The following is a 17,856-nucleotide window of genomic DNA, read 5'->3' on the forward strand; positions in this document are numbered from 1 at the left end:
ACCCCCCTCCTACTCGCCCACCGCCCGCCGGTACGGCAGCGTCTCCGGCCCGTCCAGCTCGACGAACACCGGGTCCTCGTCGTCGGCGTCCACCACGACCGTGCCGGGGCGGACGTGGTGCTCGAAGCGCGGCTGCGGGGCCAGGCCGTGCTCCTCCTCCACCTGCTCCTCGCGGTCCTCGACGACCGCCGGGCGCGGGGCCGGGCGGCGACGGGACTGGGCCAGGCGGGCCAGTCGGCGGGCGCGGATGTCCTCTTCGATGCGGACCTGGCGGCGCAGGTACACCAGGTAGCCGACCAGGGTCAGGTCGACGGCCGCGTGACCCCACCACGCCAGCGGGTACAGCACGCCCGCGACCACGCCCGAGACCAGGGCGACCAGCAGCAACGTGCCGACGACCCGGCGCCGGAACGCGTACTTGGCCTGCGCCACGATCGCCGCGGTCTCCGGGTCGAAGCCGCCGCGGCCGGGCCGGTAGGGCCGGTGGGCGACCTCCTCGAACTCGTCGACCTCCGCGTCGGCGTAGTCGTCGTACTCGTCGAACTCGGCGTCGGGCATGGCGTCGTACCCCTCCTCCATGCTGGTCCGCGCGTCGGCGCGCTTGCGCGCCACCATGGGGACGAGGACGACCAACCAGGCCACCACCAATCCCACGATGATCAGCGAACTCGGCATCCCCGTCACCTCCCCCCGCCCACGCGGACTTCGTACGCCACGCTAGTCACAACAGTCACACCTGTGTCGGAGGCTCGCCGACCGGCGTGCGTACCAAAGTGTGGTGTATCACCCACGTTCGGGTGATCCGAATGGGCCGCTCGGCCCGCCGATCAGGCGGTTTGGGCGAACCCGGCCGCGACCAACCGGCGTACCAGACCTTCCGGCGAGGCTTCTTCCGCGGTCATCGCGAAGCACAGGTGGTCCCGCCAGTCGCCGGCCACGTCGAGGTAGCGCAGGAACAGGCCCTCCTCGCGGAACCCGGCCTTGGCGAGCACCCGCAGGCTCGCCTTGTTCTCCGGCCGCACGGTCGCCTCCAGCCGGTGCAGCCCAGCCTCGCCGAAGCAGTGGTCCACGACCAGCGCCAGCGCGGCCGTCGCCACGCCGCCGCGGGCCCGGTCGGCGGCGACCCAGTAGCCCACCCACGCCGACCGCAGCGACCCGCGCACGATGTTGCCCACGGTGATCTGCCCGGCCAGGTCACCGTCGACCGTGATCACGAACGGCAGCGCCTGGCCGCGCCGGGCCAGGGCCTTCAGGGACGACCACTGCGCGGGCCACGACATGGCGGCGTTGCGCTCGGGCCAGCCGTCGACCGCGGTGGGTTCCCACTCCTCCAGGTAGGCCTGGTCGCGCATCCGGATCCGCGACCAGGCCGAGGCGTCGAGCAGCTTGGGCGGGCGCAGCGCGACGACACCGGCCTCGACCCGCAGCGGACCGAGCCGCGCGGGCCAGCCGGGATGTCTGCCACCTTCCCACGCGAGACCCGCGCCCATCCCCCTCCGTTCAGCTCTTCTGGGCCAGGAAGCTGACCAGCACTTCCTCGCCCGCCGCCACGTCCGTCACGTCCTCGTCGACCATGATCAGGCAGTTCGCCTCGGCCAGCGACGCCAGCAGGTGCGAACCGGAGGTACCCAGCGGCTGCACGAGGTACTCGCCGTTGTCCGCGTCCCGCAGCAACTGGCCGCGCAGGAAACCGCGCCGCCCCTTGGTGGAGGTCAGCGGCGACAGCAGCCGCGCGCCGACCGCCCGCCGGTACGGGTTGCGCTTGCCCAGCGCGGCCCGGATCAGCGGACGGACCAGCACTTCGAAAACGACCAGCGCGCTCATCGGGTTCGCGGGCAGCAGGAACGTCGGCACCGCGTCCGGCCCGAGCCGGCCGAAGCCCTGCACCGAGCCGGGGTGCATGGCCACCCGCGTGCAGTCGACGTCGCCCAGTTCGGCCAGCGCGGCCCGGACCTCGTCGCCGACCACGCCGCCGACACCGCCCGCGATCACCACGATTTCGGACAGCAGCAGCCGGCCCTCCACGACCTCGCGCAGCTTGCGCGGGTCGACCGACAGGATGCCGACCCGGCTCACCTCGGCGCCCGCGTCCCGCGCGGCGGCGGCCAGCGCGTAGGAGTTGACGTCGTAGACCTGGCCCTGGCCGGGGGTGCGGTCGACGTCGACCAGCTCCTCGCCGACGGAGATCACCGACACCCGCGGCCGGGGGTGGACCAGGACCTTGTTGCGCCCGACCGCGGCCAGCAGGCCGACCTGGGCCGCGCCGATGGACGCGCCGCGGCGGACGGCGACGTCACCGGTCTGCACGTCCTCGCCGGTGCGCCGCACGAACGCCGCGGACGGCACCGGCCGGTGGACGGTCACCTTCGCCGCGTGCCCGTCGGTGTGCCCCAACGGCACCACGGCGTCGGCCAGCGTCGGCAGGGGCGCGCCGGTCGCGACCCGGACCGCCTGGCCCGGCTGCAACCGTCTGGGCTGGCGGGACCCGGCGGGGATCTCGCCGACCACCGGCAACTGGACCGGTTCGCTGCCGGCGGCCTGCACGTCCACGCTGCGCACCGCGTAGCCGTCCACCGCCGCCTGGTCGAACCCGGGCAACGCGCGCTCCGCGACGACCTCCTCCGCGCAGAGCAGGCCCTGCGACTCGGAGATCGCCACGCGCACCGGGGCGGGCCGCACGGCGGCGGCGATCACCCGGGCGAGCTGCTCTTCCACTGACCTCATGTGCCGACCCTCGTTCAGGAGTTGCCGAGGCGTTCCCGCAACCACTCCCCCAGCTCGGGCCCGTAGTCCGGGTGCTCGAGTGCGAAGTCAACCGCAGCTTTGAGGAAACCGGCCGGATTGCCCAGGTCGTGTCGCCCACCCCGGTGGACCACGACGTGCACCGGGTGGCCCTCGTTGATCAGCAGGGCGATGGCGTCGGTGAGCTGGAGTTCGCCGCCGGCGCCGGGCGTGATCCGCTTGAGGGCGTCGAAGACGGCGCGGTCGAGCAGGTACCGGCCGGCCGCGGCGAAGGTGGACGGGGCGTCCTCGGGCTTGGGCTTCTCGACCATGCCGACGACCCGCTTGACGTCGTCGTCGCCGGTGTCGCGGACGTCGAACACGCCGTAGGCGGAGATCTGGTCCTTGGGGATGTCGAAGGCGCACAGCACGCTGCCGCCGAACCGCTCGCGCGCCTCCGCCATGCGGGTGAGGACGCCCGTGGGCAGGACGAGGTCGTCGGGCAGGAGGACGGCGACGGCCTCGTCGTCGCCGGTCAGGTTGCCCTCGGCGCAGCCCACGGCGTGGCCCAGGCCCAGGGCCTTGTCCTGGATGGCGGTTTCGACCTTGATCAGGTTCGGCGCCCGGCGGACCTTCTCGACCAGTTCGGTCTTGCCGCGCGCTTCGAGCGTCTGCTCCAGTTCGGGCTGCGGCCGGAAGTACTCGGCCACGGCGTCCTTGCCGGGTGAGGTCACGATCACGAGCTTGGTCGCCCCCGCCTGGGCCGCCTCGGTGGCGACGAGTTCGATCCCGGGGGTGTCGACGACCGGCAGCAACTCCTTGGGCACCGCCTTGGTGGTGGGGAGGAAGCGCGTGCCCAGTCCCGCCGCGGGCACGATTGCTGTCTGGAAGGCGCTCATGGAGAGCGAGCGTAACGGCGTGGTCAGGGGTGTTCGCGATGACGTCCGATGAACGTAACCGGAAGACGACGGAGCGCACACGGCTGCTCGCGGCACGGCGGGTGGCGGAGCCGTCGTCGTTGTCGTCGGTCGTCTTGTCCGCCGTGGAGGCTTTCGGGATTGTGCCTGGTCAGACGGTGTGTGCTTACCTGGCGGTGGGGGGTGAGCCGGGGTCGGCGGAGATGCTCGACGTGCTGCGGTCGGCGGGGTACCGGGTGCTGCTGCCGATCGTGGTGGGGGCGGCGCCGCTGGACTGGGCGGAGTACGACGGGGTGTTGCGGCCGGGTCCGTACGGGCTGCGGGAGCCGGCGGGGGCGGTGTTGGGGCCTGCGGCGATCGGGTCGGCGGCGTTGGTGCTGGTCCCGGCGTTGGCGGTGGACCACCGCGGGGTCCGGTTGGGGCGCGGGGGCGGGCACTACGACCGGTCGTTGCCGCTGGCGCGGTGCCCGAAGGTGGCGGTGGTGCGGGAGTCCGAGTTCGTGCCTTCGCTGCCCGCCGAGCCGCACGACGTCCTGATGGACGCGGTGCTGACGCCGTCGGGCTTGGTGAAGCTGCCCCTCTGAAGCTCTGTGGCGTTGACCTTGTGCAGTCGGCTCTGTGACGTTGACCTGTGATGTTTGCGCGGGATATGCCTGCCGGCGCATCATCGTGGTTGGCACTCTGGCGGTCTGAGTGCCAACCAGGACCCGTGGAGGGGCGACCAGTGCCGACCTACCAGTACGCATGCACCGAGTGCGACCACCGGTTCGAAGCGGTGCAGTCCTTCTCCGACTCGGCGCTGACCGAGTGCCCGGAGTGCAAGGGCAAGCTGCGCAAGCTCTACGGCGCCGTGGGTGTCGTGTTCAAGGGCAGCGGCTTCTACCGGACCGACAACCGGACGTCTTCCTCGTCCTCCTCTTCTTCCTCCGCTGCCAAGAGCGAGTCGAAGAGCGAGTCGAAGCCTGCGGCCTCGTCGTCCTCCGCGCCGGCCGCCGCCGCGTCGTAGCGCTGCTCGGTGCGGTAACCACCCCCAAGTTATCCACAGCCCCCGAGTTGTCCACAGCTCGGGGGTTCGTGCTTTTCCGGCCCCCGATCCCCACCTACCGTCGACCGCATGAACCTCACGCGAAAGATCTTGGCGGCACTGTTCCTGCTGGTAGCGGTGGCTGTGGCGGCGTGGCCCGCACCTCCCGCGGTGGAGGTCGCGGCGGCGGCCCACGACCTGGCGGCCGGTGTTCCCCTGACCCCAGGTGATGTGGTTGTCCACCGAATACCCCCAGAGTTGTCCCCAGGGGGTGCGGTGCCTGTGGAGCGCGCGATCGGGCGGGCTCTGGTGTCACCCGCGCGCGCCGGTGAGCCGTTGACAGACCTGCGCCTGTCGGCGGAGAACCCGGACACGGCCTCGGTGGCCGTGCGGCTGGGCGACCCGGCGGTGGCCGGGTTGCTGAGAACCGGGGCGCGGGTCGACGTGGTGGCCCAGGATCGGGTGCTGGCCGAGTCGGCGTCGGTGGTCGCGGTGCGCGACGGCGAGGTGGCCGTGCTCAACCTCGACCGCGCGGCGGCGACCCGGGTGGCGTCCGAGTCGCTGGCCCAGCCGGTCGCCCTCACCCTGCGTTGACCTGCCTCTTCGAAAAAATCATCGCTGGACCGATGAGTGTTCCGGCGGGCCGGCGTTCCACAGCGTGTACAACGCACAGCGAGCGAAGGAGAGCACCGTGGACTGGAAGCTGGAAGTGGTCGTCGTCCCCGTGGCCGACGTGGACCGCGCGAAGGAGTTCTACGCCGAGAAGCTCGGTTTCACCGTCGACACCGACCACAGCGCGGGTGACGCGTTCCGGGTCGTCCAGGTGACACCGCCCGGGTCGGGGTGCTCGATCGTCTTCGGCAAGGGCCTCGGCGGCGGGATGGAGCCGGGCACGCTGAAGGGCAACCAGCTGGTCGTCGCCGACATCGAGGCCGCCGCCGCGCACCTCGACGCGGCCGGCGTCAAGCACTCGGGCGTCCAGCACTTCGAGAACGGGTCCATGACACCGGGCCCCGACCCGCAGTCCGCCGACTACAACAGCTTCATCTTCTTCGACGACCCGGACGGCAACACGTGGGCCGTCCAACAGGTCGCCAAGCCCGTCCGCTGACCCCCGTGCCCACCGACGCAACCCCCGACCCGGCCACCGGTCCCACCCCGGCGGCCAGGCCCGACCCGACCGCCGGCCCGGACCAGACCACCGGCCCAGACCCAGCGGCGCGCCCAGACCCAGCAGCGCGCCCCGCCCAGGCCACCGGCCCCGACCCAGCGGCGCGTCCAGACCCGGCCACCGGTCTCGCTCCGACCGGCCACCGCGGCCCGGCCACCGGTCTGGCGCCGGCCGCCGACCCGGGTTCGACCCCCGCCCCGGACCTCGACGAGGCGTTCCGCCGACACCGGCGCGAACTGCACGTCCACTGCTACCGCATGCTCGCCTCCTACGACGAGGCCGAGGACGCGGTGCAGGAGACGCTGCTGCGGGCGTGGAAGGGGCGGGACACGTTCGACGGCGCCAACGTGCGGGCGTGGCTGTACCGCATCGCGACCACGACCTGCCTCGACGCGATCCGGTCCAAGGCGCGCAAACCGGTGACGACCCAACAGGAGGTGAACTGGCTGACCCCGTACCCCGACACGCTGCTCGCTCCCGCACTGGACGAGCCGGACGTGGTGGCGGTCGCGCGGGAGACGGTCGAACTGGCCTTCCTCACCGCGCTCCAGGTGCTGCCCCCGCGGCAGCGGGCCGCGCTGCTGGCCAAGGAGGTGCTCGACATGTCGGCGAAGGAGACCGCCGACCTGCTGGACCTGAGCCTCGCCGCCACCAACAGCGCCCTCCAGCGCGCCCGCGCCACGATGCGGCAACACCTGCCGTCCCACCGCAACGACTGGTCGGCGCACGCCCCCAGTCCGGCGGAACGCGAGCTGCTCGACCGGTTCATCGAGGCGCACGAACGCTGCGACGCCGTCGCCGCCGTGGCGATCGCGGCCGAGGACCTGCGGGTCAGCATGCCGCCGCTGTCGCTGTGCTTCGACGGCTTGACCGCGGTCGCGCCGCTGATCGAACGGGCCCTGGGCCCGGACCGCGAGGGCGACTGGCGCCTGCTCCCGACCAGCGTGAACCGCATGCCGACGGCAGCGAGCTACCTGCGCCGCCCCGGCGACACGCTGTTCCGCGCGTTCAAGCTCGACGTGCTGCGCGTCGAGGGCGACCGCATCGCCGAGATCACCACGTTCGGCACCGCGCTGTTCGACCTGCTCGGCCTACCCCCGACCCTCACCCCGACCGACTGACGGCAACCGACACACGCACCCGCTGTGTCACGGGAAGGAGCGCAACCGGTTACCCTCCGCTAGCCCCCAAGTGTCCCCCCGAACGGAGGAGCCGGTCGTGATCAAAGGCTTCAAAGACTTCCTCATGCGCGGCAACGTGGTCGACCTCGCGGTGGCGGTCGTCATCGGCGCGGCGTTCGGCGCGATCGTCACGTCGTTCACCAACAACCTGATCAACCCGATCGTCGCCCTGTTCGGCGGCAACAACGTCAACGGCCTGGCGGTCCAGCTCGGCAGCAGCGAGAAGACGATCATCGACTTCGGCGCGATCATCACCGCGGCGATCAACTTCGTGATCGTGGCGGCGGTCGTCTACTTCATCTTCGTGATGCCGATGAACAAGCTCAAGGAACGCCGCGAGCGCGGCGAGGAGCCCGGCCCGTCCGAGCCGACGGACGTCGAACTCCTGAAGGAGATCCGCGACCTCCTGGCCGCCCAGCAACGCCAAAACCAGAGCTGACCGACAACCCGGCCGGACCGGCGGCCGGTCCACCCTGGCCGCCACACCCACGCACCACCCACCCCGGTCCGCGACCGGTCCGACGGGCTGCACCCGGTTCCACCGGCAGCGGCCCAGACCCACTGGCCATCACCCGCCGCCCGGCCGCCACCGGCCATCACGCGGCACCCGGCCACCACCTGCCACCCGGCCACCACCTGCCACCCGGCCGCCACTGGCCGCCACCCGGCACCCCTGCCGAGTGGCGGGTGGCAGGTAGCTGGTGGCGGGTGGCCAAGGTGCCCCGAACGCCCCGGACCCGGGCCTACTCGTGGTGCGGCGGGCGGTTCTCCCGGTACCACTCTTCGTCGCGCGCGGCGGTGGTCGGCTCGTCGGGCGACTCCGGCAGCACCTCGCCGAAGACCTCGGCCAGCCGGCGACGACGCGCCGCCTCGGCCGCGGCGGCGGATGCCGCCGAGGCGGGGGCGTCGTCAGCCGGGTCGGTCACGCCTCGTCCAAGCCCGAGATCTGCTCGATCACGTACGGCACCAGGGCCGACAAGGTCGCCATGCCGTCGCGCACCGCCGACCGCGAACCCGCGAGGTTCACGACCAGGGTGCTGCCCGAAATCCCCACCAGCCCGCGCGAGATGCCCGCGTCCACGGCACCCGCGGCGAGCCCGGACGCCCGCAGGGCCTCCGCGATGCCCGCGATCGGCCGGTCCAGCACGCCCTGCGTCGCGTCGGGTGTGACGTCGCGCGGCGACACGCCGGTACCGCCCACGGTGACCACCAGGTCGACGCCACCGATGACGGCCGTGTTCAGCGCGGCGCGGATGCCCACGACCTCGCCCTCCACCGCGACGGTGCCGTCGACGATGAATCCCGCTTCCTCCAGCAGCTCGGTGACCAGCGGCCCCGTGCTGTCCTCGTGCTCACCGTGCGCTACCCGGTCGTCCACGATCACGACCAGGGCACGTCCCAGGCGCTGAGCGCTGCGTTCCATGCGGATCACCGTACCCAGTGAGCCGACGGGCCGGTTTGCGGACACGACGTCATGCGGTGCGCAACGGCAGGCGGACTTCGAACCGGCAGCCCGCGCCGTGGTTGCGGGCGTCGATGGTCCCCCGGTGCGCCTCCACCAACCCGCGCGCGATGGCCAACCCCAGCCCACCACCCACCGGCTGGCGGCTGGGCGTGCCCCGGAACGCCACGTCGAACACCCGCGGCAGGTCGGCCTCCGGGATGCCCCCGCACGCGTCGTCCACCCGCAACAACGCCTCCGAGCCCTCGACATCGACCTGGACGGCGACCGTCCCGTCCGGCGGTGTGTGACGGATCGCGTTGGCCAGCAGATTGCGCACCACCCGCGCCAACTCCGGGTCCGACCCCAGCACAACCGGCCACGTCAAAGCATCCGCCCGCAACTCAACGCCTTTACGCGCCGCAACCGCCCGTTCCGCCGCCACAACGTCACTGACGACATCCGCCAACGGCACTTCAGACAACGTCAACCGCAACGCGCCCGCCGTAATCCGCGACAGTTCGAACAGATCATCCACCATTCCCGACAGCTGCCGCGCTTCCGCCGAGATCCGCCCCGCGTAATCCGCGACCTCAGCCGGCCGCGTCACCACCCCATCGGCCAACGCTTCCGCCATGGCCCGAATCCCGGCCAATGGCGTGCGCAAATCGTGGCTGATCCACGCCACCAATTCCCGCCGCGACGCCTCCGCCGCCCGCTCCCGAGCCCGAGCCTCCCGCTCCCACACACTCCGCCGAGCGATCGACCGCCCCAGGACAACCGCCGCCGGCACCGTCACCAATGCGACCAGAACACACACCAAAACCGTCGTGACCAGCATCGACGTAAACATGAACCCGCTGACCGCGAGCACCCCACCGATGGTCGCGACCACCGGCACGATCGCCAAAACGGTCAACGCAGCCGCCAACGACCCGTGCACAAACCGCCGCAGCAACAACGCGCCCAACACCGCCAGCGGCAAAGAGAAAAGCACCGCGTACGGAAGGATGTGCGAGATTTCGACGAGCATTCAGCCGCTCCTGTCCCACCGGTACCCGACGCCCCACACCGTCGCAATCCGCACCGGCCGAGCCGCGTCAACCTCGACCTTCTCGCGAAGCCGTCGCACGTGGACCGTCACCGTGGACTGGTCCCCGAACTCCCACCCCCACACCCGCGCCAACAACTCGCTTCGAGAAAACGCCGTCCCCGGATTGCTCAGGAAGAACACGAGCAGATCGAACTCCCGGGTGGTCAGCGCCAGCTCAACCCCATCCCGCCAAGCCGTGTGCGCCCCAACATCAACCCGCAAGTCCCCGTCAACCAACACCGACGGCGGTGCACTGGCCGCCAACCGCGACCTCCGCAACACCGACGTGACCCGCAACGCCAGTTCCCGCGGACTGAACGGCTTGGTGACGTAGTCGTCCGCGCCAAGCGTGAGCCCCGCGATGCGGTCCTCCTCCTGCCCCAGCGCAGTCAACATCACAACGGGAACCGCACTGCGCACGCGCAACCGCCGGCAAACCTCAAGCCCGTCGATGCCGGGCAACATCAGATCGAGCACCACCAGATCGGGCTCCCGCTCAGCGATCCGCCGCAACGCCTGCTCACCATCGCCGACCAGCTCAACGTGGTGCCCGGCAAGCTCCAGGTACCGCCGGACAACGTCCCGAACCGTGACGTCGTCATCCACCACCAAAACCCGCCCGGTCTCACCCACACAACAACGCTACGACCCCACTCCCCACAAATCCCGCCCCCACCTCCCACCGTCACCACCCCGTAAGCCCCACCCACCCCCGCCGCACCAACCTTCAGCCACCCCCACCGCAACCCACCCCACCCACGACCGCCCCCACCACCGACCACCGCCACTCACTTCGATCGCCACTGGGCCGCCCGGTACCAAACCGCGCCCAGCCCTGCCTGGCCGCCGCGCCCGGCCACACCCGCACAGCCTGAACCCCAGCCGCACCCAGCCGGCCTGGCCTGGACCCAGCTCGCCAGCCCGCCTGCCCCGGCCCGGCCCGGCCTCCGCGAGCCTGGCGTGTGCCTGCCGTTGTGCCGCGCTCCTCGTTCACGGGACGCGTGAGGAGGCGAAAAGGCTCGGATCTTGTATGTCCTCGATCGGGTGATCCTGAGGCCGGCCAGTCGGTCGGCGGGTTCCACGGTCCCACGGGAGGACGGCGAAGGGCCGCATGCCGGCAGGTGAGGGGAGGCCTGCCGGGATGCGGCCGTTGGGCCGGCTCGAGGGCACTTGAGCCGGGGTCTGCGAGGGGTTACCTGGTTTCCACGGGCTGGCTGCCCAAGGTGACCTCTACGGTTCGGCTTCCTACCGTGAGCTCGACCTTCTCGCCCGGTGTGCGGGAGCGCACCGCCGCGACCAAGGCATCCGAGGTGTCGATGGGGCGGTCGCCCAGGCGGGTGATCACGTCGCCGGGCTTCAGGCCCGCCTGGTCCGCGGCGCCGCCCGGGGTCACCTCGCGGACCAGGGCGCCGCCCTCCTGGTTGTCGGTCACCTGGACACCCAGCACGGTCTGGGTGGCCTTGCCGGTCTCGCTCAGCTCCTTGGCCGTGCGCTTGGCCTGGTCGATGGGGATGGCGAAACCGATCCCGACCGAACCCGCCTGCGAACCCTGCCGGTTGGGGCTGTAGATCGCGGAGTTCACGCCCACGACCCGGCCCTGCATGTCGACCAGCGGTCCGCCGGAGTTGCCGGGGTTGATGGCCGCGTCCGTTTGGATCGCGTTCAACACCGTGGCCAGGCTGCCGCCTTCGCCTCCCGCGCGAACCGGGCGGTTCAGGGAGCTGACGATGCCGGAGGTGACCGTTCCGTTCAGGTCGAACGGGGAACCCACGGCGACCACGTCCTGGCCGATTCGCAGGTCGCTGGAGCTGCCCAGCTCCGCGGTCGGGAGGCCGGACACGCCCTCTGCCTTCACGACGGCCAGGTCGGACGTCGGGTCGCGGCCGACGATCTTCGCCGCGGCTCGCTTGCCGTCCTGGAAGACGACGCGGAGCGGGCCGCCGCCCGCGGCGGACTCGACCACGTGGTTGTTGGTCAGGATCAGGCCGTCGGAGCTGACCACGATCCCGGACCCGGCGCCGCCGCTGACCTGCACCTGGACGACTGTCGGCAGCACCTTCTGCGCCACCTGCTCGATGGAGCCCGGCGGTGCGTTCTCGGTCTGCTGGGCTGGTGGCGGGGCGTTCAGGGCGTTGGTCACCGGCCCGGACCGGTCGGCTGCCTGGTAGCCGATGTAGCCACCGACCCCGCCCGCGACGCCCCCGACGGCGAGCACGAGCGCGGTGACCCCCGCGACGACCTTCCCGCGGCCCCGATCCCGCGGTCGTGGCTGGGTGACGACAGATCCGGGCGGTGCGTAGAAGGGCCCCGGCTGGCCAGGCGTCCCCTGCTGAACGCCTGGCTGGCCGGGTACTCCCGGCTGGGCACTCCCCCAGCCGGCGGGTGGCTGCCCGGCGCTGCCCTGCCCAGCGCCCGGCCCACCGATCGGGCCCCCGACGACCGGGAACCCGGGTGCCGGCGACGCGGCGCTCCCGAAAGGCGCACTCCCCTGTGGGGCACTGGCCTGTGGGGCGCTCGGCGTTCCGGCGTCCGGCGTCGGGGTGCTCCCCTGCGAAGCACCCCCGACACCGGTTGCCGGCGTCGGGGTGCTCCCCTGCGAAGCACCCGCGACACCGTGGTCCGGCGCGGTGGTGCTGCCCTGCACAGCACCGCCCGCACCGGTCTCACTCGACGGCGCGGAGCTGCCCTGCCCAGCTCCGAGGCCGTCGTCCGACCGCCCGGCACCCTGCTGCCGGTGGTCGGCGTCTCCACGACCGGGGCCGCTCGGCGCCCACGGGCTCTGCGGCTGCTGCGGCTCGTTGTCGGTCATGTCCACCACTCTGGGGTGTGCGCCTGAGAGAAGCCTTAAACAGACCTGGGCATCACTTGTGAGTCCGCACCGACACCTTCACCCGCGCAGGCGTTCCGCGATCTGCTCGGGCGTCGCGTCGTTGACCCAAACGCCCATACCGGACTCCGAGCCGGCCAGGTACTTCAGCTTGTCGGCGGTGCGCAGCACGGAGAAGACCTCCAGGTGCAGCCACGCCAGGTCGCGACCGGTCCGCACGGGAGCCTGGTGCCACGCCGCGATGTAGGGCAGGGGACGCTGGTAGAGGGCGTCCAGGCGGTGCAGCACGGACAGGTAGAAGTGGGCGAAGTCGTCGCGTTCGGCCGGGGTCAGCCCGGGCAGGTCGGGCACCTGGCGGTGCGGTACGACGTGCACCTCGACCGGCCAACGCGCGGCGGCGGGGACGTACGCGGTCCAGTGTTCGGACGTGGCGACCACGCGGGTGCCGGCGGCGCGTTCGGCGGCCAGGACGTCACCCATCAGGTGGGTGCCATGTGACTCGTAATAAGCGTGAGCGACGGCCAGCATGCGTTCGGTCTTGGGGGTCACGAACGGGTAGCCGTAGATCTGGCCGTGCGGGTGGTGCAGGGTGACGCCGATCTCCTCGCCGCGGTTCTCGAACGGGAAGACCTGCTCGACGCCGGGTACCGCGTTCAGCGCGGTCGTGCGGTCGGCCCACGCGTCCACCACGGTCCGCACCCGGGACACGGGCAGCGAGCCGAACGACGTGGTGTGGTCGGAGGTGAAGCACACCACCTCGCACCGGCCGCGCCCGGCGGCCCGCGCCACCATCGGCATCCCGTCCAAAGTGGACGGCAGGTCCGGCACGTCCGGCGCGAAGGACGGGAAGCGGTTCTCGAACACGACCACGTCGTAGTCGGCCTCGGGGATCTCGGTCGGCATCCCCGGCGTCGACGGGCACAGCGGGCACAGGTCGGCGGGTGGCTTGTAGGTCCGGGTCTGGCGGTGGGCGGCCATGGCCACCCACTCGCCGGTCAGGGGATCGCGACGCACCTCCGACAGCGGCTGCGCCCGCGGGAGGTCCCGGGTGTCGACGGCCACGCGGGGTGGCGCCTCCGGGCTGTCGTCGAAGTAGATGATCTCCCGACCATCGGCAAGTTTCCCCGCCGTGCGCTTCACGCGAACTCTTCCTCTCCCCGTCCCGGCACGTGCGCCAGGACCAGCTCACCCACCTGCTCCCCGAGCACGCCACGCGCGGTCTCGGGCAGTCCTTCGTCGGTCACCAGCACGTCGGCCTCGTCCAGCGCGGCGATGGTGGAGATGCCGACCGTGCCCCACTTGGTGTGGTCGGCCACCACCACGACCCGCCCGGCCGCGTCGACCAGGGCGCGGTCGGTCTCGCTCTCGTTGAGGTTCGGGGTGGTGAACCCGGACCGCTCGGCCATGCCGTGCACGCCCAGGAACACCACGTCCAGGTGCAGCGACCGCAGCGCCTGCACGGCGACCGGGCCGACCAGCGCGTCCGACGGGGTCCGCACGCCGCCGGTCAGCACGACCGTCCGGTCCGTGCGCCCGCTCTGCTGGAGCACGTCGGCGACCCGGATGGAGTTGGTGACCACGGTCAGGTCCGGGATGTCGTCCAGGAACCTCGCCAGCGTCCACGTGGTGGTGCCCGCGGACAGGCCGATCGCGGTGCCGGGGCGGACCAGGGTCGCGGCCTCGGCGGCGATCGCCTCCTTCTCCGGCAGCTGGCGCACCGACTTGGCCTCGAACCCGGGCTCGTCGGTGCTGCGCCCGACCACGGACGTGGCCCCGCCGTACACCTTCTCCACCAGCCCGCGGGCGGCCAGCACGTCGAGGTCGCGGCGGACCGTCATGTCCGAGACGCCCAGCCGCACCACGAGGTCGCTCACCCGCACCGCGCCGGTCCGCCGGACCTCTTCCAGGATCACCGCTTGTCGTTGCCGCGCCAGCACGTCACACCTCTTCCCTGAGGACAACCACTCCTCCGGCGGGCACGGTGAGCGAGCCGGTCACGCGCATGCCGGACAGCAGCTCGACGCCCGCCGCGGGCAGCTCGACGTCGCCGCCCCCGTGGTTGATCGCGACCAGCCACGATACGGGCGAACCGGCCGCTCCACCCCGGCGACGCACCACCTCCACGTCCTCGGGACCGCGCGGCACGCCGGCGTCGAACAGCACGGCGTCCACCAGCTTGGCCAGGCCGTCCCCGGACAGCCCGCAGGCCAGGTACCAGGCCGCGCCGTCGCCGCGCTCGTTGCGGGTCACGGCGGGCACGCCGGGCAGCGGCCCGGAAGCGTAGGAGGCGACCGCCTTGGCCCTGTCCAGGTGCAGCAGCTCGGTCCACAGCGCGACCAGGCCGCCGTCGTCCAGGGTCGCGGTCTCGCCCCAGCCCAGCGGGAAGAACTCCTCGGTGCGCACGCCCAGCAGGTCGCGGAACGCGCCGGGGTAGCCGCCGAGGTGCACGTGGCCGCGGGTGTCGGTGATCCCGGACAGGTAGGTCACCAGCAGCCGGCCGCCGTTCTCGACGTACCGCTCGAACGGCTCGGCGGAGTCGAGGGCGTACAGGGCGGGCACCACGACCAGCGGGTACCCGGAAAAGTCGCCGTCCGGCGGCAGGAAGTCCACCGTCACACCGGCCCGCCAGAACGCCCGGTACAGCGCGAAAGCGTTCTCCTGGTAGGAGAAGTCCGAGTTCGGGTGCGCGGGCTGACCCACCGCCCACCGGGACTGCCAGTCGTAGACGATCGCCACCCGGGCGTCCACAGTGGACCCGAGCAGTTCCGAGATCCTGTGGTACTCGGACCCGACCTGGCACACCTCGCGGAACACCTTGGTCTCGGTGCCGGCGTGCGGCACCATCGCCGAGTGGTAGCGCTCGGCGCCGGCGCGGGACTGCCGCCACTGGAAGAACAGCGTGCCGTCCGCGCCGCGGGCCAGGTGGGCGTAGGAGTTGCGGCGCAGTTCACCGGGCTGCTTGGCGATGTTGCGCGGCTGCCAGTTCACCGCGGACGTGGAGTGCTCCATCAGCAGCCACGGCCGGCCTTGCGCGAGCCCGCGGGTCAGGTCGGCGGCGAACGCCAGCTCGACGTGCCGCTCGGCGTCCTCGGACGCGGTGTAGTGGTCGTTGGAGAGGAAGTCGACCTCGCGCGCCCACGCCCAGTAGTCCAGCGCGGAGAACGTCCAGCCGACCATGAAGTTCGTGGTCACCGGCACGCCCGGGGTCACCTCGCGCAGCACGTCCCGCTCGGCCTTGAACAGCTCCAGCAGGGCGTCGGAGGAGAATCGGTCGAAGTCCAGCAACTGGCCCGGGTTGCCGTAGGTCGGGGTGGTCCGCGGCGGCAGGACCTGGTCCCAGTCGGTGTAGTGCTGGCTCCAGAACGCCGTCGCCCACGCCTCGTTCAGCGCGTCGAGCGTGCCGTGGCGGGCCTTCAGCCACTCCCGGAACGCGGTCGCGCAGCGGTCGCAGTAGCAGCGGGAGACGTGGCAGCCGTACTCGTTGCCGACGTGCCAGGCCGCCAGCGCCGGGTGGTCGCGGTACCGCTCGGCCAGCGCGCGGGCCAGGGCGACGGCCTTGCGCCGGTACACCGGTGAGCTGGGGCAGTACTCCTGGCGCGAGCCGTGCGAGAGCCGGACGCCGTCGGGGCGCTCGGGCAGCATCTCCGGGTGCGCGGTGGTCAGCCACGGCGGCGGGGACGCGGTGGCGGTCGCCAGGTCCACCCGGACGCCGCCCTCGTGCAGCAGGTCCAGCACGCGGTCCAGCCAGCCGAACTCGTAGCGGCCGTCCTCGGGCTCCAGCCGGGCCCACGAGAAGATGCCGACGCTGACCAGGTTCACCCCGGCCTCGCGCATGAGCCGGACGTCCTCGGTCCACACCTCTTCGGGCCACTGCTCCGGGTTGTAGTCCGCGCCCCATGCGAACTCCGGCAGCCCCACCGGCCAGTTGGTCATGCGGCAAGGGTGACGACAAAACCGCACACCGTCAACACAAGCGAACAGAAACGATCGTTTGAGTCTGTTAGGCGGTAGCCGGGCCGACGTGTGACTGGTCACTCCAGCTCAGGGCGGCTACGGACCGAACCTGCGCGTTAACGGCTGGGTAACGAGGCTTGACAGGAGGTGTGCTGCGGACCACATTGTGCGCAACTTTGTTGAACTCCTGTTCGGTCCTGTGTCACCACCGTTACCCCGAAGGAGCGAAGATGGCAAGGTTCGAGACCCCCCACCCGCTCATGGGCCGCCGCGCCCTGCTCAAGGCGATCGTCGCGGGCGCGGGCCTCGCGGCCGTCCCGGGCCTCGCCGCGTGCGGCGGGTCCGACAGCGGCGCCTCGACCGACACGGTGTCCTTCGGCAACAACCTCTCCGACCAGGTCCCGAAGGACGCCATCACGGCCGTGCTCCAGGCGTTCGAGAAGGAGTCGAGCCTCAAGGTCGCCATCAACACCAAGCAGCACGAGCAGTACCAGGAGCAGATCAACAACTACCTCCAGGGCCGCCCGGACGACGTGCTCGCCTGGTTCGCCGGCTACCGGATGCGGTTCTTCGCGGGCAAGGGCCTCACGGGCGACCTGTCCGACGTGTGGGGCAAGGTCGGCAGCGGCTACTCGAGCGCGCTGAAGGAGGCGTCCACCGGGTCCGACGGCAAGCAGTACCTGATCCCGTTCACCCAGTACCCGTGGGGCATCTTCTACCGCAAGAGCGTGTGGCAGCAGCGCGGCTACGAGGTGCCCAAGACGCTGGACCAGATGGTCGCGCTGGCCACCAAGATGAAGTCCGACGGCCTGGTGCCGATCGCCTTCGCGCAGAAGCAGGGCTGGCCCGGCATGGGCACGTTCGACCAGCTCAACTTCCGGGTCAACGGCTACCAGTTCCACGTCGACCTGATGGCGGGCAAGGAGGACTGGCAGAGCCCGAAGGTCAAGGAGGTCTTCGACACCTGGAAGCGGCTGCTGCCGTTCCACCAGGAGAACGCCCTGGGCCGCGAGTGGCAGGAGGCCGCCCAGTCGCTCGGCCAGGGCAAGGCGGGCATGTACCTGCTGGGCAGCTTCCTAGCCCAGCAGTTCAAGGGCCCCGACCTGGACGACCTGGACTTCTTCCCGTTCCCCGAGATCAACCCCGCGCACGGCCAGGACACCGTCGAGGCGCCCATCGACGGCTACATGATGGCCCGCAAGCCCGCCAACGAGGCCGGCGCGAAGAAGCTGCTGGAGTACCTGGCCACCCCCGCCGCGCAGGCCATCTACCTCAAGTCCGACCCGACCTCGATCGCCACCGCGAGCAACGCCGACACCTCCGGCTACAACGCCCTGCAGAAGAAGGCCGCGCAGGTCATCAAGGAAGCCAAGCACATCACGCAGTTCCTCGACCGCGACACCGACCCGCGCTTCGCCAGCGACGCCGCCACCAACGGCCTCAACGCGTTCATCCAGAACCCGAACGACGTCGACTCGATCCTCAAGGGCATGGCCGACCAGGCGAAGACGATCTTCACGGGGTGAG

At 71.4% G+C, this 17,856-nt stretch carries 19 protein-coding genes; 7 read left to right on the forward strand and 12 right to left on the reverse strand.

The genetic code is table 11. From position 1 onward, the window contains the following. Nucleotides 1–9: 9 nt before the first annotated feature. The 4 genes from glpR to RIN75_RS27430 all read right to left on the reverse strand — a co-directional run bounded on the left by glpR (nucleotide 10) and on the right by RIN75_RS27430 (nucleotide 3,620). On the reverse strand, nucleotides 10–675 hold the full coding sequence (gene glpR, locus RIN75_RS27415) for a gephyrin-like molybdotransferase receptor GlpR (protein WP_309114909.1): 666 nt from the start codon (nucleotides 673–675) through the stop codon (nucleotides 10–12). Nucleotides 676–827: 152 nt separating this feature from the next. Next, nucleotides 828–1,490: a GNAT family protein gene (locus RIN75_RS27420; protein WP_309114910.1), complete on the reverse strand. Its 663-nt coding sequence runs from the start codon at nucleotides 1,488–1,490 to the stop codon at nucleotides 828–830. Nucleotides 1,491–1,500: 10 nt separating this feature from the next. Next, nucleotides 1,501–2,724, reverse strand: a complete 1,224-nt coding sequence (gene glp, locus RIN75_RS27425; RefSeq protein ID WP_309114911.1) for a gephyrin-like molybdotransferase Glp — start codon at nucleotides 2,722–2,724, stop codon at nucleotides 1,501–1,503. A gap of 14 nt (nucleotides 2,725–2,738) precedes the next feature. After that, nucleotides 2,739–3,620, reverse strand: coding sequence for a UTP--glucose-1-phosphate uridylyltransferase (locus tag RIN75_RS27430; RefSeq protein ID WP_309114912.1), 882 nt, complete (start codon nucleotides 3,618–3,620; stop codon nucleotides 2,739–2,741). 38 nt (nucleotides 3,621–3,658) lie between these two features. Here RIN75_RS27430 and RIN75_RS27435 point away from each other — a divergent pair, with 38 nt between their 5' ends. The 6 genes from RIN75_RS27435 (at nucleotide 3,659) to mscL (ending at nucleotide 7,453) form a co-directional block, all read left to right on the forward strand. Next, nucleotides 3,659–4,222, forward strand: coding sequence for a 5-formyltetrahydrofolate cyclo-ligase (locus RIN75_RS27435; protein WP_309114913.1), 564 nt, complete (start codon nucleotides 3,659–3,661; stop codon nucleotides 4,220–4,222). A gap of 140 nt (nucleotides 4,223–4,362) precedes the next feature. Continuing rightward, nucleotides 4,363–4,644 carry an FmdB family zinc ribbon protein gene (locus RIN75_RS27440; protein ID WP_309114914.1) on the forward strand — a complete coding sequence of 94 codons (282 nt, stop codon included), beginning with the start codon at nucleotides 4,363–4,365 and terminating at the stop codon, nucleotides 4,642–4,644. 108 nt (nucleotides 4,645–4,752) lie between these two features. Further along, nucleotides 4,753–5,256, forward strand: coding sequence for an SAF domain-containing protein (locus tag RIN75_RS27445; protein ID WP_309114915.1), 504 nt, complete (start codon nucleotides 4,753–4,755; stop codon nucleotides 5,254–5,256). A 97-nt stretch (nucleotides 5,257–5,353) separates the two neighbouring features. Continuing rightward, nucleotides 5,354–5,773: a VOC family protein gene (locus RIN75_RS27450; RefSeq protein WP_309114916.1), complete on the forward strand. Its 420-nt coding sequence runs from the start codon at nucleotides 5,354–5,356 to the stop codon at nucleotides 5,771–5,773. Between the two features lie 5 nt (nucleotides 5,774–5,778). Further along, nucleotides 5,779–6,954, forward strand: coding sequence for an RNA polymerase subunit sigma-70 (locus RIN75_RS27455; RefSeq protein WP_309114917.1), 1,176 nt, complete (start codon nucleotides 5,779–5,781; stop codon nucleotides 6,952–6,954). 97 nt (nucleotides 6,955–7,051) lie between these two features. Next, on the forward strand, nucleotides 7,052–7,453 hold the full coding sequence (gene mscL / locus RIN75_RS27460) for a large-conductance mechanosensitive channel protein MscL (RefSeq protein ID WP_309114918.1): 402 nt from the start codon (nucleotides 7,052–7,054) through the stop codon (nucleotides 7,451–7,453). Between the two features lie 304 nt (nucleotides 7,454–7,757). Here mscL and RIN75_RS27465 read toward each other — a convergent pair whose 3' ends face one another. The 8 genes from RIN75_RS27465 to RIN75_RS27500 all read right to left on the reverse strand — a co-directional run bounded on the left by RIN75_RS27465 (nucleotide 7,758) and on the right by RIN75_RS27500 (nucleotide 16,308). Beyond that, complete coding sequence (locus RIN75_RS27465) at nucleotides 7,758–7,940, reverse strand: hypothetical protein (RefSeq protein WP_309114919.1); 183 nt, start codon at nucleotides 7,938–7,940, stop codon at nucleotides 7,758–7,760. Beyond that, nucleotides 7,937–8,437: a molybdenum cofactor biosynthesis protein B gene (locus RIN75_RS27470; RefSeq protein WP_309114920.1), complete on the reverse strand. Its 501-nt coding sequence runs from the start codon at nucleotides 8,435–8,437 to the stop codon at nucleotides 7,937–7,939. Before RIN75_RS27470 ends, RIN75_RS27465 begins: the two co-directional genes overlap by 4 nt. Nucleotides 8,438–8,486: 49 nt before the next feature. Continuing rightward, complete coding sequence (locus RIN75_RS27475; RefSeq protein ID WP_309114921.1) at nucleotides 8,487–9,488, reverse strand: HAMP domain-containing sensor histidine kinase; 1,002 nt, start codon at nucleotides 9,486–9,488, stop codon at nucleotides 8,487–8,489. Next, on the reverse strand, nucleotides 9,489–10,181 hold the full coding sequence (locus RIN75_RS27480; RefSeq protein WP_309114922.1) for a response regulator transcription factor: 693 nt from the start codon (nucleotides 10,179–10,181) through the stop codon (nucleotides 9,489–9,491). It abuts the gene before it with no gap. Between the two features lie 559 nt (nucleotides 10,182–10,740). After that, nucleotides 10,741–11,763, reverse strand: coding sequence for a trypsin-like peptidase domain-containing protein (locus tag RIN75_RS27485; RefSeq protein WP_309114923.1), 1,023 nt, complete (start codon nucleotides 11,761–11,763; stop codon nucleotides 10,741–10,743). A gap of 672 nt (nucleotides 11,764–12,435) precedes the next feature. Then, nucleotides 12,436–13,515, reverse strand: a complete 1,080-nt coding sequence (galT, locus tag RIN75_RS27490) for a galactose-1-phosphate uridylyltransferase (protein ID WP_309114924.1) — start codon at nucleotides 13,513–13,515, stop codon at nucleotides 12,436–12,438. Further along, nucleotides 13,512–14,312, reverse strand: a complete 801-nt coding sequence (locus tag RIN75_RS27495) for a DeoR/GlpR family DNA-binding transcription regulator (protein ID WP_121223266.1) — start codon at nucleotides 14,310–14,312, stop codon at nucleotides 13,512–13,514. Before RIN75_RS27495 ends, galT begins: the two co-directional genes overlap by 4 nt. 1 nt (nucleotide 14,313) lies before the next feature. Continuing rightward, nucleotides 14,314–16,308, reverse strand: coding sequence for a beta-galactosidase (locus RIN75_RS27500; protein ID WP_309114925.1), 1,995 nt, complete (start codon nucleotides 16,306–16,308; stop codon nucleotides 14,314–14,316). Between the two features lie 251 nt (nucleotides 16,309–16,559). Here RIN75_RS27500 and RIN75_RS27505 point away from each other — a divergent pair, with 251 nt between their 5' ends. Further along, nucleotides 16,560–17,855 carry an ABC transporter substrate-binding protein gene (locus RIN75_RS27505; RefSeq protein WP_309114926.1) on the forward strand — a complete coding sequence of 432 codons (1,296 nt, stop codon included), beginning with the start codon at nucleotides 16,560–16,562 and terminating at the stop codon, nucleotides 17,853–17,855. Nucleotide 17,856 lies beyond the last annotated feature (1 nt).

Source organism: Saccharothrix sp., assembly GCF_031180885.1.
GTDB lineage: Bacteria > Actinomycetota > Actinomycetes > Mycobacteriales > Pseudonocardiaceae > Actinosynnema.

Excerpts from the sequence above, each read along its gene's own strand:
- glpR (WP_309114909.1), bottom strand. The coding sequence starts at position 675 with ATGCCGAGTTCGCTGATCATCGTGGGATTGGTGGTGGCCTGGTTGGTC.
- RIN75_RS27420 (WP_309114910.1), bottom strand. The coding sequence starts at position 1,490 with ATGGGCGCGGGTCTCGCGTGGGAAGGTGGCAGACATCCCGGCTGGCCC.
- glp (WP_309114911.1), bottom strand. The coding sequence starts at position 2,724 with ATGAGGTCAGTGGAAGAGCAGCTCGCCCGGGTGATCGCCGCCGCCGTG.
- RIN75_RS27430 (WP_309114912.1), bottom strand. The coding sequence starts at position 3,620 with ATGAGCGCCTTCCAGACAGCAATCGTGCCCGCGGCGGGACTGGGCACG.
- RIN75_RS27435 (WP_309114913.1), top strand. The coding sequence starts at position 3,659 with ATGACGTCCGATGAACGTAACCGGAAGACGACGGAGCGCACACGGCTG.
- RIN75_RS27445 (WP_309114915.1), top strand. The coding sequence starts at position 4,753 with ATGAACCTCACGCGAAAGATCTTGGCGGCACTGTTCCTGCTGGTAGCG.
- RIN75_RS27470 (WP_309114920.1), bottom strand. The coding sequence starts at position 8,437 with ATGGAACGCAGCGCTCAGCGCCTGGGACGTGCCCTGGTCGTGATCGTG.
- RIN75_RS27475 (WP_309114921.1), bottom strand. The coding sequence starts at position 9,488 with ATGCTCGTCGAAATCTCGCACATCCTTCCGTACGCGGTGCTTTTCTCT.
- RIN75_RS27500 (WP_309114925.1), bottom strand. The coding sequence starts at position 16,308 with ATGACCAACTGGCCGGTGGGGCTGCCGGAGTTCGCATGGGGCGCGGAC.
- RIN75_RS27505 (WP_309114926.1), top strand. The coding sequence starts at position 16,560 with ATGGCAAGGTTCGAGACCCCCCACCCGCTCATGGGCCGCCGCGCCCTG.